Annotated in this window: 18 protein-coding genes; 8 read left to right on the top strand and 10 right to left on the bottom strand. The window is 56.2% G+C overall.

Translation table 11 applies throughout. The annotated features are described in order from the left end of the window. Positions 1 to 29 precede the first annotated feature (29 nt). Together EUU25_RS13275 and EUU25_RS13270 are read left to right on the top strand one after the other, a co-directional pair. Entirely contained in the window at positions 30 to 1,436 is a 1,407-nt protein-coding gene (locus EUU25_RS13275; RefSeq protein ID WP_158901713.1) for an MATE family efflux transporter, read from the top strand. Between the two features lie 41 nt (positions 1,437 to 1,477). Then, positions 1,478 to 3,583 (top strand): protein-disulfide reductase DsbD family protein, encoded by a 2,106-nt coding sequence (locus EUU25_RS13270; protein ID WP_158901711.1) that lies wholly within the window; start codon positions 1,478 to 1,480, stop codon positions 3,581 to 3,583. Positions 3,584 to 3,655: 72 nt separating this feature from the next. Here the strand turns inward: EUU25_RS13270 and EUU25_RS13265 are convergent, their stop codons facing one another. Then, positions 3,656 to 4,015, bottom strand: a complete 360-nt coding sequence (locus EUU25_RS13265; protein ID WP_158901709.1) for a hypothetical protein — start codon at positions 4,013 to 4,015, stop codon at positions 3,656 to 3,658. A gap of 421 nt (positions 4,016 to 4,436) precedes the next feature. On the opposite strand from EUU25_RS13265, the gene infC reads away from it, so the two are divergent. Beyond that, entirely contained in the window at positions 4,437 to 4,955 is a 519-nt protein-coding gene (gene infC / locus EUU25_RS13260) for a translation initiation factor IF-3 (RefSeq protein WP_158901707.1), read from the top strand. A gap of 12 nt (positions 4,956 to 4,967) precedes the next feature. Here infC and EUU25_RS13255 read toward each other — a convergent pair whose 3' ends face one another. The 9 genes from EUU25_RS13255 to coxB form a co-directional block, all read right to left on the bottom strand. Then, a complete protein-coding gene (locus tag EUU25_RS13255; RefSeq protein WP_158901705.1) occupies positions 4,968 to 5,723 on the bottom strand; it encodes a sulfite exporter TauE/SafE family protein in 756 nt (251 codons plus the stop codon). Then, positions 5,720 to 6,298 (bottom strand): SURF1 family cytochrome oxidase biogenesis protein, encoded by a 579-nt coding sequence (locus EUU25_RS13250; RefSeq protein ID WP_158901703.1) that lies wholly within the window; start codon positions 6,296 to 6,298, stop codon positions 5,720 to 5,722. Before EUU25_RS13250 ends, EUU25_RS13255 begins: the two co-directional genes overlap by 4 nt. After that, positions 6,295 to 6,681, bottom strand: a complete 387-nt coding sequence (locus EUU25_RS13245) for a DUF983 domain-containing protein (protein ID WP_158901701.1) — start codon at positions 6,679 to 6,681, stop codon at positions 6,295 to 6,297. Before EUU25_RS13245 ends, EUU25_RS13250 begins: the two co-directional genes overlap by 4 nt. A 9-nt stretch (positions 6,682 to 6,690) precedes the next feature. Beyond that, positions 6,691 to 7,578 (bottom strand): cytochrome c oxidase subunit 3, encoded by an 888-nt coding sequence (locus tag EUU25_RS13240; protein ID WP_158901699.1) that lies wholly within the window; start codon positions 7,576 to 7,578, stop codon positions 6,691 to 6,693. Positions 7,579 to 7,615: 37 nt separating this feature from the next. After that, the gene (locus EUU25_RS13235; protein WP_246162734.1) at positions 7,616 to 8,182 is read right to left on the bottom strand and encodes a cytochrome c oxidase assembly protein; all 567 of its coding nucleotides are present in this window, start codon (positions 8,180 to 8,182) and stop codon (positions 7,616 to 7,618) included. Next, positions 8,182 to 8,337 carry a hypothetical protein gene (locus EUU25_RS16500; protein ID WP_187351274.1) on the bottom strand — a complete coding sequence of 52 codons (156 nt, stop codon included), beginning with the start codon at positions 8,335 to 8,337 and terminating at the stop codon, positions 8,182 to 8,184. The genes EUU25_RS13235 and EUU25_RS16500 overlap by 1 nt, the downstream gene beginning before the upstream one ends. Further along, positions 8,334 to 9,239, bottom strand: coding sequence for a heme o synthase (locus tag EUU25_RS13230; RefSeq protein WP_158901695.1), 906 nt, complete (start codon positions 9,237 to 9,239; stop codon positions 8,334 to 8,336). Before EUU25_RS13230 ends, EUU25_RS16500 begins: the two co-directional genes overlap by 4 nt. 62 nt (positions 9,240 to 9,301) lie before the next feature. After that, positions 9,302 to 10,969 carry a cytochrome c oxidase subunit I gene (ctaD, locus tag EUU25_RS13225; protein ID WP_158901693.1) on the bottom strand — a complete coding sequence of 556 codons (1,668 nt, stop codon included), beginning with the start codon at positions 10,967 to 10,969 and terminating at the stop codon, positions 9,302 to 9,304. 12 nt (positions 10,970 to 10,981) lie between these two features. Further along, positions 10,982 to 12,079 (bottom strand): cytochrome c oxidase subunit II, encoded by a 1,098-nt coding sequence (gene coxB, locus EUU25_RS13220; RefSeq protein WP_158901691.1) that lies wholly within the window; start codon positions 12,077 to 12,079, stop codon positions 10,982 to 10,984. Positions 12,080 to 12,308: 229 nt separating this feature from the next. On the opposite strand from coxB, the gene pyrE reads away from it, so the two are divergent. From pyrE to EUU25_RS13195, 5 genes are read left to right on the top strand one after another with little or no spacing between them, the layout of a single operon-like run. Further along, a complete protein-coding gene (pyrE, locus tag EUU25_RS13215) occupies positions 12,309 to 12,893 on the top strand; it encodes an orotate phosphoribosyltransferase (protein ID WP_158901689.1) in 585 nt (194 codons plus the stop codon). Further along, on the top strand, positions 12,890 to 13,630 hold the full coding sequence (locus tag EUU25_RS13210) for a pyridoxine 5'-phosphate synthase (RefSeq protein WP_158901687.1): 741 nt from the start codon (positions 12,890 to 12,892) through the stop codon (positions 13,628 to 13,630). Before pyrE ends, EUU25_RS13210 begins: the two co-directional genes overlap by 4 nt. Further along, entirely contained in the window at positions 13,627 to 14,037 is a 411-nt protein-coding gene (gene acpS / locus EUU25_RS13205; protein ID WP_158901685.1) for a holo-ACP synthase, read from the top strand. The genes EUU25_RS13210 and acpS overlap by 4 nt, the downstream gene beginning before the upstream one ends. Next, a complete protein-coding gene (gene lepB / locus EUU25_RS13200; RefSeq protein WP_158901683.1) occupies positions 14,034 to 14,978 on the top strand; it encodes a signal peptidase I in 945 nt (314 codons plus the stop codon). Before acpS ends, lepB begins: the two co-directional genes overlap by 4 nt. Continuing rightward, positions 14,971 to 16,095 carry an AI-2E family transporter gene (locus tag EUU25_RS13195; RefSeq protein ID WP_158901681.1) on the top strand — a complete coding sequence of 375 codons (1,125 nt, stop codon included), beginning with the start codon at positions 14,971 to 14,973 and terminating at the stop codon, positions 16,093 to 16,095. Before lepB ends, EUU25_RS13195 begins: the two co-directional genes overlap by 8 nt. Positions 16,096 to 16,102: the final 7 nt, after the last annotated feature.

The following is a 16,102-nucleotide window of genomic DNA, read 5'->3' as shown; positions in this document are numbered from 1 at the left end:
GATCGCTCCGGCTTTGCCATGAACGCATCATGACTGCCCCCGCCCATCAACGCGACCTGACCGTTGGCCCCGTCGCCAAGACATTGTTCCTGTTCGCGTTACCGTCGCTGGGCGTCAACATATTGCAGTCGCTGAACAATTCGGTCAATTCGATCTGGATCGGCCAGTTTCTGGGCGAAGAAGCCCTCGCCGCGTCGGCCAATGCAGGGCTGATCATGTTCCTGATGTTCTCCGCACTGTTTGGCTTTTCCATGGCGACCACCATTTTGATCGGGCAGAATATGGGCCGGCGCGATGTGGAATCGGTTCGCCGTGTCATGGGAACGGCCACGGGCATCTTCTTTGTATCCGGCGCGGTAACTGCGGCTTTGGGCTGGATTTTTGCTCCACAGATGCTGCGGCTGATGGCAACGCCGGAGGGGGCCTATCCCTTCGCGCTTGCCTATTTGCGCGTCATGTTCCTGTCGATGCCGACGTCCTTTGTCATGATACTGATCTCCTCCTCTTTACGCGGCGTCGGGGATTCGGTGACGCCCTTCTGGAACACCGTGCTCAATGTCGGGCTCGACATCGTGCTGAACCCGGTTTTCATTCTCGGGCTGGGGCCTATTCCGGCGATGGGCATTGCCGGTTCCGCGCTTGCCACATTGATCGCCAGCATCATCAGCCTCGCGCTGCTGATCCGCAAAATCTACGCGAAGGATTTGACCATCCGTCTGCGCGGGGCGGAGCTGAAATGGGTGCGTCCAGACCCGCGCTTTTTGAAACCTATTGCGCGCATGGGCCTGCCCATGGGGCTGTCGATGATCATCATGTCGGGATCAGCCCTTGTCATGATCGGCCTCGTCAACCGCGAAGGGGTCGACACAACGGCGGCCTTTGGCGTGATGAACCAGCTGTGGAGCTATGTGCAAATGCCTGCGGTCGCGGTGGGCAGCGCGGTCAGCGCGATGGTCGCACAGAATATCGGGGCGAATAACTGGGCGCGAGTCGACCGTGCCGTATGGTCGGGCATTGTCATCAACCTCATCATGTCGGGCATATTGGTTTTGCTGACCACGGTCTTTGCCGCGCCCTTGCTTGGCCTGTTCCTGCCCGACGGCAGTCCGGCCATTGCCATTGCCATTGCCATCCACATCAACCACATCATCGGATGGAGCTTTATCCTGATGGGCGTGTCGGTCGTCGTCACCTTTGCCGTCCGCGCGAACGGGGCGGTGCTGGCGCCGCTGCTGATCCTGATTTTTGCGGCTATAGTGGTGCGCTTTCTCGTGGGCTTTGGCCTGCTTGACCGGTTCGGGGCGGACGCGATCTGGGCGGCTTTTATCGCCACTTCCATCGCGTCGGGTATCTTGTCCATTGCCTATTATCTGCACGGCGGCTGGCGCAAGGCGAAGGCCATGCCCTTTGCCTCTGCGGCTGCGGCAGCCGAATAATATGCTGTCCACCCGCGCCGCTTGATGGCAAAGAGGCGCCTATGACGGGTACGCATTTTCAGGGTAATGGACGCGCAATACTGGCGGCCTTTTGGATAGGGGCGCTCGGCCTGTTCCTGCTCGCCCTTTCGGCTGCGTTTCACCCGGCCAGCGCCCAAATTCCCGGCGCCCCCCAAAATGTGCGCGCCACGGTGGAGGCGGAAACGGCAGTTCCCGCACCGGGGGACACGGTCACAATCGCCATCATCATGGACCCGAAACCGGGCTGGCACGACTATTGGCTAAACCCCGGCGATGCCGGAACGCCCCTCGAACTGGAATGGACCCTGCCCGAGGGCGTCACCCCCGGCCCGATCCGCGCTCCGGTCCCGGAAACCCTGGTTGTCAGCGGGTTTATGAACCATATCTACAAGGCCAAACACGCCTTTCTGGTCGACCTTCAGATAGCGCCGAAGCGTCAGCCGGGTAAAAAACTCGACATCAAAGTGAACGCCAGATGGTCCGCCTGCTCCGATCTGGTTTGCGTTCCGGAAAGCGGAAGCTTCACCATCCCGCTGACGGTCGGTGACGGAACCATCACTGTTGAGCAGCGCACTCGCTTCGACCAATGGCGCGCCGCATTGCCGGTACCGCTGGACAGGCAGGCAAGCTACGCCATCAACGGCAGCGCCATTTCGATCGCCATTCCCTTCCCGGAAGGAGCTGCTGCCGATAAAGTCTGGTTCTTCCCGCAAACCCAGAATGTCTTCCGCTACGCCGCGCCGCAGACAGCACGGCGCACCGGCAATTGGCTTATTCTGACAGGCGGTGTCGACAAAGCTTTTGACGGACAAATTGACGGCCTGCTGCGGTTTGGCGATGGTCAGGGAATAGAATTGCGGGCCGTTCCAGGATCGGTGCCCAGCGGTGGCGAAGTGGTGTCGGTGCTGGGCGCCGACAGTGCAACCCCGCCATCCGGTAATCCCACGAGCTTTGCACTGATATTGGCGCTCTCTATTCTCGGCGGTCTTCTTCTGAACTTGATGCCTTGCGTCTTTCCGATCTTGGGGCTGAAAGCGATCGCAATCGCAAAGGCCGGTGGTGACGAACGCACGGCGCGCCGCGATGCCTGGGCATATACCGCAGGAATCCTGCTCAGCTGCCTTGCACTCGGCGCGATCATGCTGGGCCTGCGCGCGGCGGGACAAGAAGTCGGCTGGGCCTTCCAGCTTCAGGACCCTTTCATTGTATTCGTGCTGTTGCTGTTGATGGTCGCAGTCACCGCAAATCTTGTCGGCCTGTTTGAAATAGGCGGCATCGGCGCGGGCGATCGTCTTACACGCCAAGGCGGTGCAGCAGGATCTTTCTGGACGGGCGTGCTTGCGGCTGTTGTAGCCACGCCCTGCACCGGTCCGTTCATGGCAGCGGCAATAGGCGCGGCCCTTTTACTGCCTGCGGCGCAGGCTTTGCTGATATTTGCAGGGCTGGGCCTGGGCCTCGCCCTGCCGTTTCTGGCCATTGCCTATATTCCGGCGTTACGCGCGCGTATGCCCCGACCGGGTCCTTGGATGGTGACATTCCGAAAATGGATGGCGCTCCCCATGGCGCTGACGGCGTTGGCGTTGGTGTGGCTGCTCGGTCAATTGGTGGGTGGCGCGGGTTGGGTGTTGGGGGCAATAGCCGCAGCAGCCATGCTCCTTGGCATTATAATCATCAAACGACAGCAGGCGCCCGTCAGTTTGATATTGGGACTGGGTAGCACCCTCATGATCATGGGCTTTTTGGCATTGGACCGGTTGCCAAATTCTGCGGTAACACAACCTTCCGTCGCGGAACTGGGCGGGGAAGCTTTTTCGGAAGAAAAGCTTGCGCAGCTTCGAAAAGGAGGGAAGCCCGTTTTCCTCTACTTCACCGCTGACTGGTGTGTGACGTGCAAAGTCAACGAGGCTGCGGCGATTGACCGAGATGAAACCAAAAAGGCTTTTGAGAAAGCTGCTATTGTGACGATGGTGGGCGACTATACGCGCCGCGATCCTGTGATAACACGGTTTCTTGCCAAGCACGGACGGTCCGGCGTTCCGCTTTATCTCTATTATCCACCTCAGGGCGAGGCGAAGATTCTTCCCCAGATCCTGAGCGTTTCGGATCTAACGGGGTTAGCGAACTAAGAGGGGAAGCAAAGTACGGGGACAGACAATGAAATTGCCTGCCCCCGACCTTACCGGCAAGTTGCGACCCTCTCAGGACTCACCGGCAATGTCGATCCGCTTCACCTGATTGGCACCAATAACGGTAATCCCCCGATTTCCCGTAATGCCCGTCAGAGGGATCGATCGCTCGAAAATATGTAATAGTTCGGTGTCGCCCGATTGATCAGGGGCGTGTGCCTGCACAACCGCCACCTCAATCCCCCAATAGTCGGGTCTGTTCTGATATATTCGGGGGGCCAGTCTAGCTTCGAAACCTGCTCCCGGGAGGGTCCCCTTTACCCAGAGATACAGGCTGTCCTGAAAGGGCAGCTTGCGCAATTCTGCTGTTTCGAAGTCAATGATCCGCCCATTTGGTACGCTGGAAAGCGAACCACTGGAGGAGCTGTTCATTTCAATTCCTAATCTTTCGCAATTTTATATCACAAAAGAGTTTTATTGATTGTCAATTGTGACACTATATTTCGGAGCCATACAGTGTTTTACCTGCACGTAAAGTGAACAGACGGGCATTTCATCGCATGCCTGAGTATCGCGTTGAAAGCGTTCCTGAAAAATTTTGGCCGGTATTTGTCCGCATTCGTATGCGTGAATCAAACGACCTCGCGATGCGCGGTTCTATCGAGCGAATCACGCGATCGTCGTGACGCGAACACCTCCGTCAACTCTTACATCGTGGCGCTGAAGTCACTATATGCGACAATATTGCACACCCTATGCCTAAGGCCTTTATTTGCGTGGCAAATGGCTGTATTGGCGCACCATAACAATTTCAGGAGTATCGACTATCGCAACCCCGCCGACCCGGCGCGCTATGACCCCACCTGTTAAAAGTGGACCGCGCTACAACAATTTAATCACCGCCGAAAAAGTCCGTGTCATTGATGATGACGGTGAAAATCTGGGGGTGTTATATACCCGCGAAGCGATAGCTCAAGCTGCTGAAGTAGGACTGGATCTGGTGGAGGTTTCTCCAAATGCTGATCCCCCAGTCTGCAAATTTCTCGACATCGGCAAGTTTAAATATGAGGCCCAGAAAAAGGCCAACCTGGCCCGTAAGAGCCAGAAGACGCAGGAGATCAAAGAGATCAAGATGCGTCCGAACATCGATGACCATGATTATATGGTGAAGATGAAGAAGGTTGCCGAGTTCATTGAAGAGGGTGACAAGGTCAAGATCACGCTTCGTTTCCGTGGCCGCGAGTTGGCCCACCAACAGCTGGGAATGCAGCTGTTGCAGCGCGTCCAGGCCGATACAGCCGAAACCGCAAAGATTGAAGCCCATCCCCGGATGGAAGGTCGCCAGATGCTGATGGTGCTTTCACCGAAATAAGCATTAGCGCCATCACCAGATGGCTTGCCGGATAAGTTCGAGACCAACGCCGATCATCAATAGGTTGATGATCGCGTTGAACCGGACAGGCGACACTCTTTTTACCAACCAGACCCCGGCAAAGGTACTTGCGAGTGCCAGTGGCATGAATACGGCCGTCAACGTCATATTCTGACTGTTGAATTGCCCCAGGGCGGCATATGCCGGGACCTTCATCCAGTTGATGATCCCGAAGAATATCGAAGATGTCCCGACAAATACCAAATGGGGAAAGTTGCGGGATAATGCCCAAATCTGAAAAGGAGGCCCGCCGGCATGCGCGATCTGGCTCGTAAATCCGGATACTCCACCCATAAGTGTACCGACCCATTCAGGCGCAGGGCCTTTCATTTGTGCAAGTCCACTTATCTTCGGGGATAGCCTGTACGTGCCGAAGGCGAGCGCGATGACTCCGACAAGTCCTCGCACCGCGTCCGCATTCACAACCGCGGCAAACCACCAGCCTAGAAAAATACCGCAGACTGCCCCTGGCAAGGTAAGTTTCAAAGTGCGGCTGTCAAAGCTTCGCCGAAAAGCCCATACGCTGACAATATCTTGCGCCATCAATATGGGGAGCAACATGCCCGCTGCGGATACGGGATCCATGACAAGAGCCAGCAGAGGGATCGCCGCAGCACCCAAGCCGGCAAATCCACCTTTCGCCAGACCCACCAAGATGACTGCGGCGGAGGCGACAAGGTAGAAAGTAACGTCTGCCGGGAGGCTCAAGCCGATTGCATGCGCTTACGCAGCGCTAACACATAAATGACCGCGGCAGCAGTCGCGAAGATAAACCACTGGATGGCGTAAAGCAGATGGTTGTTGGGGATCTGCTGCGGCGAGGGTAAAGACAGCTGGTCGAGACCTTCTACTTTATCCGTGACGACGAGTTTGATCAGTTGCACATTATCCGGCGCAACAATGCCGTTTACCAATCCACCAGCCCATTTGGGAGACTCCGGCCGCTCTGACCACCCAATGGCCACCTTTGCGCCAGGCCCCTCCGCGCCGCCGGTCGAGCAGGACGCTATATGCGCAAAGCCGGCCTTCCCTTCGCGGTTACTTCCGGACACCGATTCAATGCGCACAACCTTGATACACATCAACGTGGATTTTCGAAACAATGGGAGGTTCGCCTTATCCGGAACTGCCGGCCATGTGACGGGATCCAAATCGGCGGCGGCTTCATAGCGTGCAAGGAGCAACTCTTTCTGCTCTTTACGTTGAAGTTGCCAGATCCCCAATCCGATCATGGTGGCTACCGCGACAGAGACCAAAATTGTCGGAAGCACCGGCCATTTCATAGAACGTCATCCCGCCCTGCTTCATGCGCCCGGTTATAATGTTCGGCCGCCAACAGAGCAGCTTTCGACACGCGCAACGCATACACGGTCATGGCAATTGTTACGGGAACCCAGATCACCACATGCACCCAAAAAGGTGGGCGCACAGCGGAATCCAATATGAGGGCAAATATGATGATCAGCGCGCCAATGACCAGCGTCAAAAGTGCTGCGGGGCCATCACCAACGTTAAAGGCCGAAAAATCCAGACCACAGGAAGAGCAGCGTTCCGAAAAACGCGCAGGGCCGGCGAATAAGGTCTTAGCACCGCATTGCGGGCAGAGACCAAAAAGGGCAGCCTTGGCGATGCCCGGCTGCCCTTCCTGTTTTTGTATGTCTGGCACCAAAATGCCTTATGCGTGGACGGGTGCGCCCCATCCTCCCCAGATGTAGATGGCGATGAACAGGAACAGCCACACGACGTCCACAAAATGCCAATACCAGGCCGCAGCTTCAAAACCGAAATGTTGTTGGGGCGTGAAATGTCCTTTGTACGACCGCACGAGGCATACGATCAGGAAAATCGTACCAACGATGACGTGGAAACCATGGAAACCAGTCGCCATGTAAAAGGCGGTGCCGTAGTTCAGTCCACCGAACGGGAACGGAGCGACCGAATATTCATAGGCCTGAATGGCGCTGAACAAAAGGCCGAGGAGGATCGTGAGCCACAAGCCCTTCTTCAACCCTTCGCGATCGCCATGGATCAAGGAGTGATGAGCCCAAGTCACCGTTGTACCCGAGCACAGCAGTATCAGCGTATTCAGCAAAGGCAGCTTCATCGCGTCCAATACTTCCAGACCCTTTGGCGGCCACTGCATCAAAGCTGCGGCGCCTTCTTGGCCAATCAGATTGGAAACCGTGAACGCATGCGTTTCTGCGTCTTTCACCAATTCCAGCGGGGCAGGGAACAAGGAGAAATCGAACCATGCCCAGAACCAGCCCACGAAGAACATGACTTCTGACGCAATGAACATGATCATTCCGTAGCGCAGATGCAATTGCACCACAGGCGTATGATCACCAGCATGCGCTTCATGCACAACATCTGACCACCAGGTGTAGAAGGTGTAGAGCACGCCGATCAGGCCGAGGCCGAACACGAGACTGCCATAGCCGAATTGCTCGGGATGCATCCACATCACGAGGCCAAAGAACATCGTCAGCGCCGAGAATGAGCCAAGAATTGGCGTAATGCTCGGCGGCAAAATATGATAATCGTGATTTTTGGCACCAGCCATGATCAATTCCCTGTAGTCTAACGCGTTATCTTGGCTCTTAGCTTCCCTCGCCCGTCGGGTCTACCGTCTTTGGGTTCTCCACGGGATAGAAAGTATAGCTAAGAGTGATTTCCTCAATGTCTTTGGTTTCCGGATCCGACATAATCTTCGGGTCTACATAATAGAGCACCGGCATGCGCACCTGTTGACCTGGCTGAAGCGTCTGTTCGGTAAAACAGAAACATTGGATCTTGTTGAAATATTTGCCGGCAAGCTCCGGTGTCACATTGAACGTTGCCGTTCCTGTTACCGGTTCATTGGACAGGTTCTTTGCGATGAAGATCGACATGTCTTTTGCACCGATGCTGACGGTATCCGTCGGGCGTTCGGGCTTGAATTCCCATGGCAGGCCGTCGCGCTGATTTGCATCGAAACGAATGACAATTGGTTTTTGTGTCGCAACGACAGTCGCGGCTTGCGCTGCATCAACCCGCATCGTTGTGCCGCCGAAGCCTGTTACCTGACAAAATATCCGATAGAGGGGAACGGCCGCAAAGCCCACGCCCACCATAGACACCGCGATTGCGGCGGCCATCAAGCCCACCTTGGCATTTGAACGTGCCATCAGCCCCATACTCCGATTTTCACGACGGTAATCAGGAAGAACAAGACGCATAACGCAACGAGGATAATGCCCATAATCCGCGATCGGGCAGCTTGCCGCGCGCGAATGATGCGTGTCTCCTCTGCTGTAAAGCCGCTTTGCTCAGGCTGTGTCATGCGAACAAGATCCGATCAATGGCGAAGAGGGCAAAGAGCAGGAATAGATAGAGGATCGAAAAAGCAAAAAGCTGCTTTTCGGGCTTCATATCCTTGGCTTCATTTGCTTCGTTGCGCCAAACCTTGAACGCAAGCGCCAAAAATACGACGTTCAAAAGTGCGGACGTTACCCCATAAAGCCAGCCACTCTCACCCAAGGCAAAAGGCGCAATGGCTACTGCGGCCATCGGGAAGCTATAGGCAAATATCTGGTTGCGGGTGACACGTTGGCCGGAAACATTAGGCAACATCGGGATCCCGGCTGCGCCATAATCCGTTTTCATAAAGAGCGCCAAAGCCCAGAAATGTGGCGGCGTCCAAAGGAAGATGATGGAGAAGAGCAATATTGGCACAAGCGTTACATCGCCTGTGACGGCGGCCCAGCCGATGACGGGCGGAAATGCGCCGGCAGCACCACCAATAACGATATTTTGCGGCGTGTTCGGCTTGAGCCAGATCGTATAGACCACGGCATAGAAGAAGATTGAAAAGGCAAGAAGACCTGCCGAGATCCAGTTTACCGCGACCCCCATGATGCCAACGGAAAAAGCAGCCAGACCGATACCGAAGTGCAAGGCTGCTTCACGATCCATCCGGCCAGCGGGCAGGGGGCGCTTTGATGTACGGGCCATCTTGGCATCGACATCGGCTTCATACCATTGATTCAGCGCACCGCAGGCTCCAGCGCCCAATGCAATGCACAATATGGCGGTAAAACCGATCACCGGATGAATATGGCCGGGGGCTGCCAAAAGGCCGCATAATGCGGTGAAGACAACAAGCGACATCACCCGGGGCTTGGTCAACGCCCAGAAATCACGCCATTCCGCTGGCAGGGAGATGTTTCGCGTAGCCGTTGTCATAATCTAGTTCCTGTCCTGCCCCGTTGATATTCAACGAGGCAGGAGTGGAGGATGCATTCCGGTTACTTGATGACCGGAAGTGTTTCGAACTGGTGATAAGGCGGCGGGCTCGAAAGCGTCCATTCGAGCGTGGTCGCACCTTCACCCCAATAATTTTCTTCCGCACGACGTCCGGCGGCCAAAGACCAGAAGACGTTGATGAAGAAGATCAGCACACCGACAGCCATGATGGCATAGCCTGTCGACGCGACGCCATTCCAGTAAGCAAAAGCTTCCGGATAGTCAGGGTAACGACGCGGCATGCCGGAGTTTCCGAGGAAGTGCATCGGGAAGAACAGGACGTTCACGCCGATGAAGAACACCCAGAAGTGCAGGTGACCCAAAAACTCGTTGAGGTGGCGGCCGGACATCTTGCCAAACCAGTAGTAGAAACCGGCAAACAAAGAGAACACCGCACCCAGCGAGAGCACATAATGGAAGTGTGCGACAACATAATAAGTATCATGCAGGTTATCGTCCAAGCCACCATTTGCGAGCACAACACCGGTCACGCCACCAACGGTGAACATAAAGATGAAGCCCATGGCCCAGACCATCGGGGTCTTGAAGCTAACCGAACCGCCCCACATCGTTGCGATCCAGCTGAAGATCTTGATCCCGGTTGGAACGGCAATGACCATGGTTGCTGCGGTGAAGTACATCTTCATATCGACGCTCATGCCCGTGGTGAACATGTGGTGCGCCCAAACAACGAAGCCGACAACGCCGATGGCGACCATTGCGTAGGCCATGCCGAGATAACCGAAGACCGGCTTGCGGCTGAAGGTTGCAACGATCTGGCTGATGATGCCGAAGCCCGGCAAAATCATGATGTACACTTCGGGATGACCGAAGAACCAGAAGAGATGCTGATAAAGCACTGGATCGCCACCTGCCGATGCATCGAAGAATGCACCGCCAAAGTTACGGTCGACGAGCAACATGGTGATGGCTGCTGCGAGCACAGGCAGAGCAAGCAACAACAGGAACGCCGTTACCAGCACAGACCATACGAACAGCGGCATTTTGTGCAGGGTCATGCCCGGCGCACGCATGTTGAAGATCGTCGTGATAAAGTTGATTGCACCCAGAATAGATGCAGCACCTGCAAGGTGGAGCGAGAAAATCGCCATATCGACAGCCGGGCCAACCGAGCCCGACGTCGAAAGCGGTGCATATACCGTCCAGCCTGTTCCGGCCCCGAGACCTGTACCACCCGGCACGAAGCTCGAACCCAGGAGCATGATGAATGCCACAACGGTCAGCCAGAAGCTGATGTTGTTCATACGCGGGAACGCCATGTCCGGCGCACCAATCATCAAGGGTACGAACCAGTTACCGAAACCGCCGATAATCGCGGGCATAACCATGAAGAACACCATGATCAGGCCGTGCGCGGTAATCAACACGTTCCACATATGATAGGCCTCATCCATCGAGGCGTCTTTGCCGGCCATCATTGATGCCCAGCTTTGCAGATATTGGATACCCGGCTCAGCCAGCTCCATGCGCATCAGACCCGAAATCGCGCCGCCGACAATACCGGCAAAAATCGCGAAAATCAGGTAAAGCGTTCCAATATCCTTATGGTTTGTGGACATGAACCAGCGGGCGAAAAAGCCCGGCTTATGATCCGCATCATGATGGTCATGTGCGTGAAGGTCGGCGCCCGTAGCAGCAATGGTTGTCATCAGTCTGGCCTTTTACTTGGTTACGGCTGCGGCAGGCGCAGCGCTTGGAGTGGTTGCAGCGGCAGCGGGTGTTGCTGCGGCAGCAGGTGCAGGTGACGCGGCAGCTGCCGCGGCTTCACCGGGCATTTGCCCGCCTTGTGCCTTTACCCATGCTGCGAATTTTTCAGGAGGCAGAGCCTCCACAGCGATCGGCATGAAACCATGACGCGCGCCGCAAAGCTCCGAACATTGCCCGAAATAAACACCTGGCTTTGTAATTGTGAGTGACTTTTCGTTCAGGCGACCGGGGACCGCGTCCAGTTTGAACCAAAGCGATGGCACCGCAAAGGCGTGAATAACATCAGCCGCAGTTGTCTGAATACGAAGCGGTACGCCGGCAGGAACTACCATACGATTATCTACAGCCAACTGGCCCGGACCGTCATTTTCAGTGCGGAAACGCTCGCCAGGCGCGACGTCGCCTTTTTCCTTCAGCATATTGGATACGACTTCGAACCCACCATGATCCGGATAGGAATAGCCCCAATACCACTGATAACCGGTCACCTTGATGGTAACGGCATCTGCCGGCGCAGGCTTGAACTGCTTTGCCAGGAGATCAAGTGATGGATAGGCAATTCCCAACAGAATCAAAACGGGGACGAGTGTCCACACGATTTCAATGAACGTGTTATGCGTCGTTTTCGACGGTACCGGGTTGGCACGGCGGTTGAACCGGATGATTACCCAGAGCAAAAGCCCCAATACAAAGAGCGAGATGACGGTGATGATCGGCAGCAAGATGCTGTTGTTGATCCATTTGGCATATTGGCCATTTTCGCTGAACTGTTCCTGAAAATCGATTTCTTTAGGTTTTGGCATGCCAATACCTTCGGTCGGTTTCATCGGGGTGTAGCCCGGCAAAGAACCGTCCATGGATTTTGGAGCAGCAGCCTCGGCAGACGCAGCAGGTGCTGCGGTTTCGGGTACTGCAGCAGCAGGCGTTGCCACAACGGGTGCGGCAATTTCCTTGGTCACAGGCGCAGGGGCGGGATTCGCCGTTTGCGCCATGGCCAATGACGGCATCGTCATTGCAGCAAGGACAATCAGGATTTTCTTCAACATATTCATCAACTTGGCCCCGTATTCTTGGTGCGGCGCAGGAACATTGCGCAGTTCCGACCAAACCTCAGTCTGCCGGACTCGCGCGACCTATAGGCGCGCTTTTCCGAAGCCTCAAGCGGTCGATTAAAGATTTTTAGCATTTATTTGCTTAGCTTTTCCACCTATTTGCCGATGCAATCAAACACGCCAGACTTGCATAAATTGGCAATCACTCAAAAGGGACGTTCCCATTTCCATGACCGAAGATGAAATCCTGTCCGAATTTCGTAATGCCGAAGCCCTTCTGGAGGGGCATTTTCTCCTCTCCTCAGGGCGCCACAGTGCGCATTATCTGCAATGTGCGCGGTTGCTGATGAATCCAGATCGTGCCGCACGCATAGCGCTTGCGATCACGCAGAAAATGCCACGCGAAGTCCGCAGCGAAATTCAGGCAGTGATCTCACCTGCCATGGGCGGGATTATCATAGGCCATGAAATGGGCCGCGCATTGGGCGTTGACGCGATGTTCGTTGAACGCCCTGACGGTGTATTCGGGCTGCGCCGGGGCTTTTCGATTGCTCCCGGGGCGAAGATATTGATGATGGAAGATGTCGTCACCACCGGCCTCTCGTCTCGCGAAGCGATCAAGGCCATTGAAGAGGCCGGGGGCGAAGTAATCGCCGCAGGTGCAGTGGTGGACCGTTCCGCAGGGACAGCCGATCTGGGCGTGCCCTTCTATCCCCTGATCCAGCTGAATTTTCCGACATACGCCGCAGATGAGGTGCCTTCCGATCTCGCCAGCATCCCGGCCGTAAAGCCCGGCAGCCGGATGGCAGCGTGACGGCCCCGCTGCGCCTCGGGGTCAATATCGACCATGTCGCCACCATCCGCAACGCGCGGGGAGGCGACCATCCTGACCCCGTCCGCGCGGCCGAAATTATCGCTCATGTTGGCGGCGACGGTATCACAGCGCATTTACGCGAGGACCGACGTCATATTCGCGATGCCGATATTGAACGGATCATGGCGGCGACGAGCCTGCCGCTGAACCTCGAAATGGCCGCAACCGAAGAAATGCTCGCCATTGCCTTGCGCCACAGGCCGCACGCCGCGTGCATCGTGCCCGAAAAGCGCGAGGAGCGCACAACAGAAGGCGGGCTGGATGCGGCCGGTCTGCATAATCAGCTGGCGCCGATGGTGACCCGGTTACGCGAAGCCAACATCCGCGTCAGCCTGTTCATCGAACCCGACACCCGGCAAATTGATGCTGCGATCCAGCTCAAAGCCCCCGTTGTCGAATTCCACACAGGTAAATATGCCCATCTGCTGCTCGATGGCGATCGCGAAGGGGCCGAGGCCGAACTGCGCCGGATTGCAGATGCGGCCGCGCTTGCGGCAAAAAATGGCATCGAATCCCATGCAGGTCATGGTTTGACCTTCGACAATGTCCAGCCCATCGCCGCGATCCCGCAGATCGCCGAACTCAACATTGGTCATTATCTGATCGGTGAAGCCATCTTTATCGGTCTTGAAGAAAGTGTCCGCAAAATGCGTATGCTGATGGATATGGCACGTTGATAATCGGCCTGGGATCCGATCTGTGCAATATTGAGCGTATCGCCAATTCGCTTGAGCGGTTCGGTGAACGATTTGAAAAACGGGTCTTTACCGACGTCGAACGCGCCAAGGCGGCAAAGCGTCCGTTCACCAAGCCCGGCACCTACGCCAAGCGCTTCGCGGCCAAAGAGGCTTTTTCCAAAGCCGTGGGCACAGGGTTCAAACGCGGCGTGTTCATGAAAGACATCGGCGTTGTCAATGCACCATCGGGCGCACCAACTTTGGCGCTTTCGGGTGGAGCAAAAGCGCGGCTCGACGCAATGATTCCAAGCGGCTATGAAGCGCATATTCATCTGACGCTCACCGATGACCATCCATGGGCGCAGGCATTTGTAATCATAGAGGCGCTTCCAGCACAAAAGGTATGAGCAGTTTGACAACCGAAAACAGCAATCCCGCCACTCCACCCGCTTCGACACCAGAGAAGCGGAGCTGGGCGGCATCGCTTTGGGCCGAAATCAAGGGTATGTTCTGGCTTCTTATCGCGGTACTCGCTTTCCACAGCTTCATCGCCAAGCCTTTTTACATTCCGTCGATTTCGATGATGCCGACATTGCTTGTGGGCGATCGCCTGTTCGTGTCGAAATATCCCTATGGCTGGAGCCATGTTTCCCCGACTATTCCCAACCCCGTTGCTATATTTCGCTGGCTTGTGCTGCGTGAAGAGGTCGAGGCGCTTGCCGTTCCCCTCCCTGAGAGCAACACACGGGTTTGGGGCAAGTTGCCTGAACGCGGTGATATCGTCATCCTCACCCCCAAGGGCAAATATCAGGACTGGATCAAGCGGGTCATCGGCCTGCCGGGCGATGTGGTCGAGCTGCGTGAGGGGCAAATTTTTCTGAATGGAAAGCCCGTCAAACAGGACACCCAGCCCAATCTGATATTACCGGTGGACGCCAACAGCCCCTGCAATGATTATGATTTTCCCGGCAGACTGACCCGTGAAGCCGATGGCAAAATGACATGTCATCTGCCGATCATTCGCGAAACGCTGCCCAATGGTGTCCAGTATGACACGATCGATGCCCGCCGCCGCGATACGGACAATATGGGGCCGGTTAAGGTTCCGGCGGGTCATGTATTCCTGATGGGTGACAACCGTGACAACAGCTCGGACAGCCGCGTCGCCTCTGAACTGGGGGGTTTAGGCGGCCCTGTTTCCTGGGACCGTCTGGGTGGCCGGGCTGAAATCATCACCTTCTCGGTCGATGGTAGCACCACACTCAATCCCGCGACATGGGTGAGTTCACTTCGGGGCGATCGCGCCGGAACCAGCCTGCGTCCGCAAAAGGCAAAACCGAATGAATGACGCTGTCGCCGCAAAGCCGCGCAAAGCCCGCGCGCCGCGCAAGGCGGAAGCACCAGCCACCGACACCTTTCGCGAAGAGGTCGGGCCAACCGAACTATATGATCCGCTCGTCCGCAGCGAGTTGAAGAAGGCAGCCGTGTGGATCGGCATGGCAACTTTGGTTGTCGCGCTGATCTGGCTGGCACAGCCCATATTGCTGATTATCGGCGGGCTTGTTTTGGCCGCCATGTTTGATGGCGGCGCGCGGCTGTTAGGCCGGGTTCTGCCTATTCCGCGCGGTTTTCGCCTGACAATCGTCGTGCTCGCCGTATTCGGCTTCATTTACTGGACCTTTGTTTTCACGGGGTCCGAACTGGCATCGCAAGCGGCCAGTCTCCAGGCGATTGTCGAAAAGCAAATCGAGACCATCGGCAACCAGATTGCAGCGGCAGGCTTCAACATCTCGGCCGACGATGTCAAAGGTTTCGGCACGCAGATTTTGAACTCGGTCGGGCGCGTGACGGCCGCCGTATCTTCGGTTGTCGGTACGCTGACCAACATGGCCATGATGCTGGTGCTCGCCATCTTTATTGCTGCGGAGCCTCGGATGTACGAACGCGGTGTAGCGTGGATGTTGCCACTTGCCGAACGCGAGCATTTCTATGGGACTGCCGAGAAGATCGGGCGTGTGCTGCGCCGGCTGATGGCCGGACGCTTGCTCGGCATGGCGGTCGAAGGTTTCGGCACGTGGATCCTGTTAAGCCTCGGCGGCGTGCCTATGGCCGCGTTGCTGGGCATACTTACCGGCTTGCTGGCGTTTCTTCCGAATATCGGTGCCATCGTATCGGGCGCCCTCATCATACTCGTCGGCTTTTCCGCAGGGGTTGATGTCGGCCTTTATGCCATTTTCGTCTATTTCGTGGTGCAGATGGTGGATGGATATCTGATTGTCCCGATGGTCGCCAAGCGTGCGGTCGATCTTGCGCCGGCGCTGGTATTGGGAGCCCAGATATTGTTCGGTGCCTTATTCGGCGTGTTGGGACTCGCACTTGCCGATCCTATCATCGCGATGATTAAGGTTGCGCTCGAACGGCAATCGGAACGGAACGAGGCGCGGGCTATCCGCCAAGGGCCGTGAAGCCGTA

The sequence above is a fragment of the Sphingorhabdus lacus genome (assembly GCF_009768975.1).
Classification (GTDB): Bacteria; Pseudomonadota; Alphaproteobacteria; order Sphingomonadales; family Sphingomonadaceae; genus Sphingorhabdus_B; species Sphingorhabdus_B lacus.
The sequence above is the reverse complement of the archived record's forward strand: the minus strand, read 5'-3'. Positions and strand labels throughout refer to the sequence as shown.

What these genes read in the sequence shown, in the direction of transcription:
- lepB (WP_158901683.1), top strand. Translation starts at nt 14,034, where the DNA reads ATGAGCAGTTTGACAACCGAAAACAGCAATCCCGCCACTCCACCCGCT.
- EUU25_RS13230 (WP_158901695.1), bottom strand. Translation starts at nt 9,239, where the DNA reads ATGACAACGGCTACGCGAAACATCTCCCTGCCAGCGGAATGGCGTGAT.
- EUU25_RS13250 (WP_158901703.1), bottom strand. Translation starts at nt 6,298, where the DNA reads ATGAAATGGCCGGTGCTTCCGACAATTTTGGTCTCTGTCGCGGTAGCC.
- infC (WP_158901707.1), top strand. Translation starts at nt 4,437, where the DNA reads ATGACCCCACCTGTTAAAAGTGGACCGCGCTACAACAATTTAATCACC.
- EUU25_RS16500 (WP_187351274.1), bottom strand. Translation starts at nt 8,337, where the DNA reads ATGACACAGCCTGAGCAAAGCGGCTTTACAGCAGAGGAGACACGCATC.
- EUU25_RS13265 (WP_158901709.1), bottom strand. Translation starts at nt 4,015, where the DNA reads ATGAACAGCTCCTCCAGTGGTTCGCTTTCCAGCGTACCAAATGGGCGG.
- EUU25_RS13240 (WP_158901699.1), bottom strand. Translation starts at nt 7,578, where the DNA reads ATGGCTGGTGCCAAAAATCACGATTATCATATTTTGCCGCCGAGCATT.
- coxB (WP_158901691.1), bottom strand. Translation starts at nt 12,079, where the DNA reads ATGAATATGTTGAAGAAAATCCTGATTGTCCTTGCTGCAATGACGATG.
- EUU25_RS13235 (WP_246162734.1), bottom strand. Translation starts at nt 8,182, where the DNA reads ATGGCACGTTCAAATGCCAAGGTGGGCTTGATGGCCGCCGCAATCGCG.
- EUU25_RS13275 (WP_158901713.1), top strand. Translation starts at nt 30, where the DNA reads ATGACTGCCCCCGCCCATCAACGCGACCTGACCGTTGGCCCCGTCGCC.
- ctaD (WP_158901693.1), bottom strand. Translation starts at nt 10,969, where the DNA reads ATGACAACCATTGCTGCTACGGGCGCCGACCTTCACGCACATGACCAT.
- EUU25_RS13195 (WP_158901681.1), top strand. Translation starts at nt 14,971, where the DNA reads ATGAATGACGCTGTCGCCGCAAAGCCGCGCAAAGCCCGCGCGCCGCGC.
- EUU25_RS13270 (WP_158901711.1), top strand. Translation starts at nt 1,478, where the DNA reads ATGACGGGTACGCATTTTCAGGGTAATGGACGCGCAATACTGGCGGCC.
- pyrE (WP_158901689.1), top strand. Translation starts at nt 12,309, where the DNA reads ATGACCGAAGATGAAATCCTGTCCGAATTTCGTAATGCCGAAGCCCTT.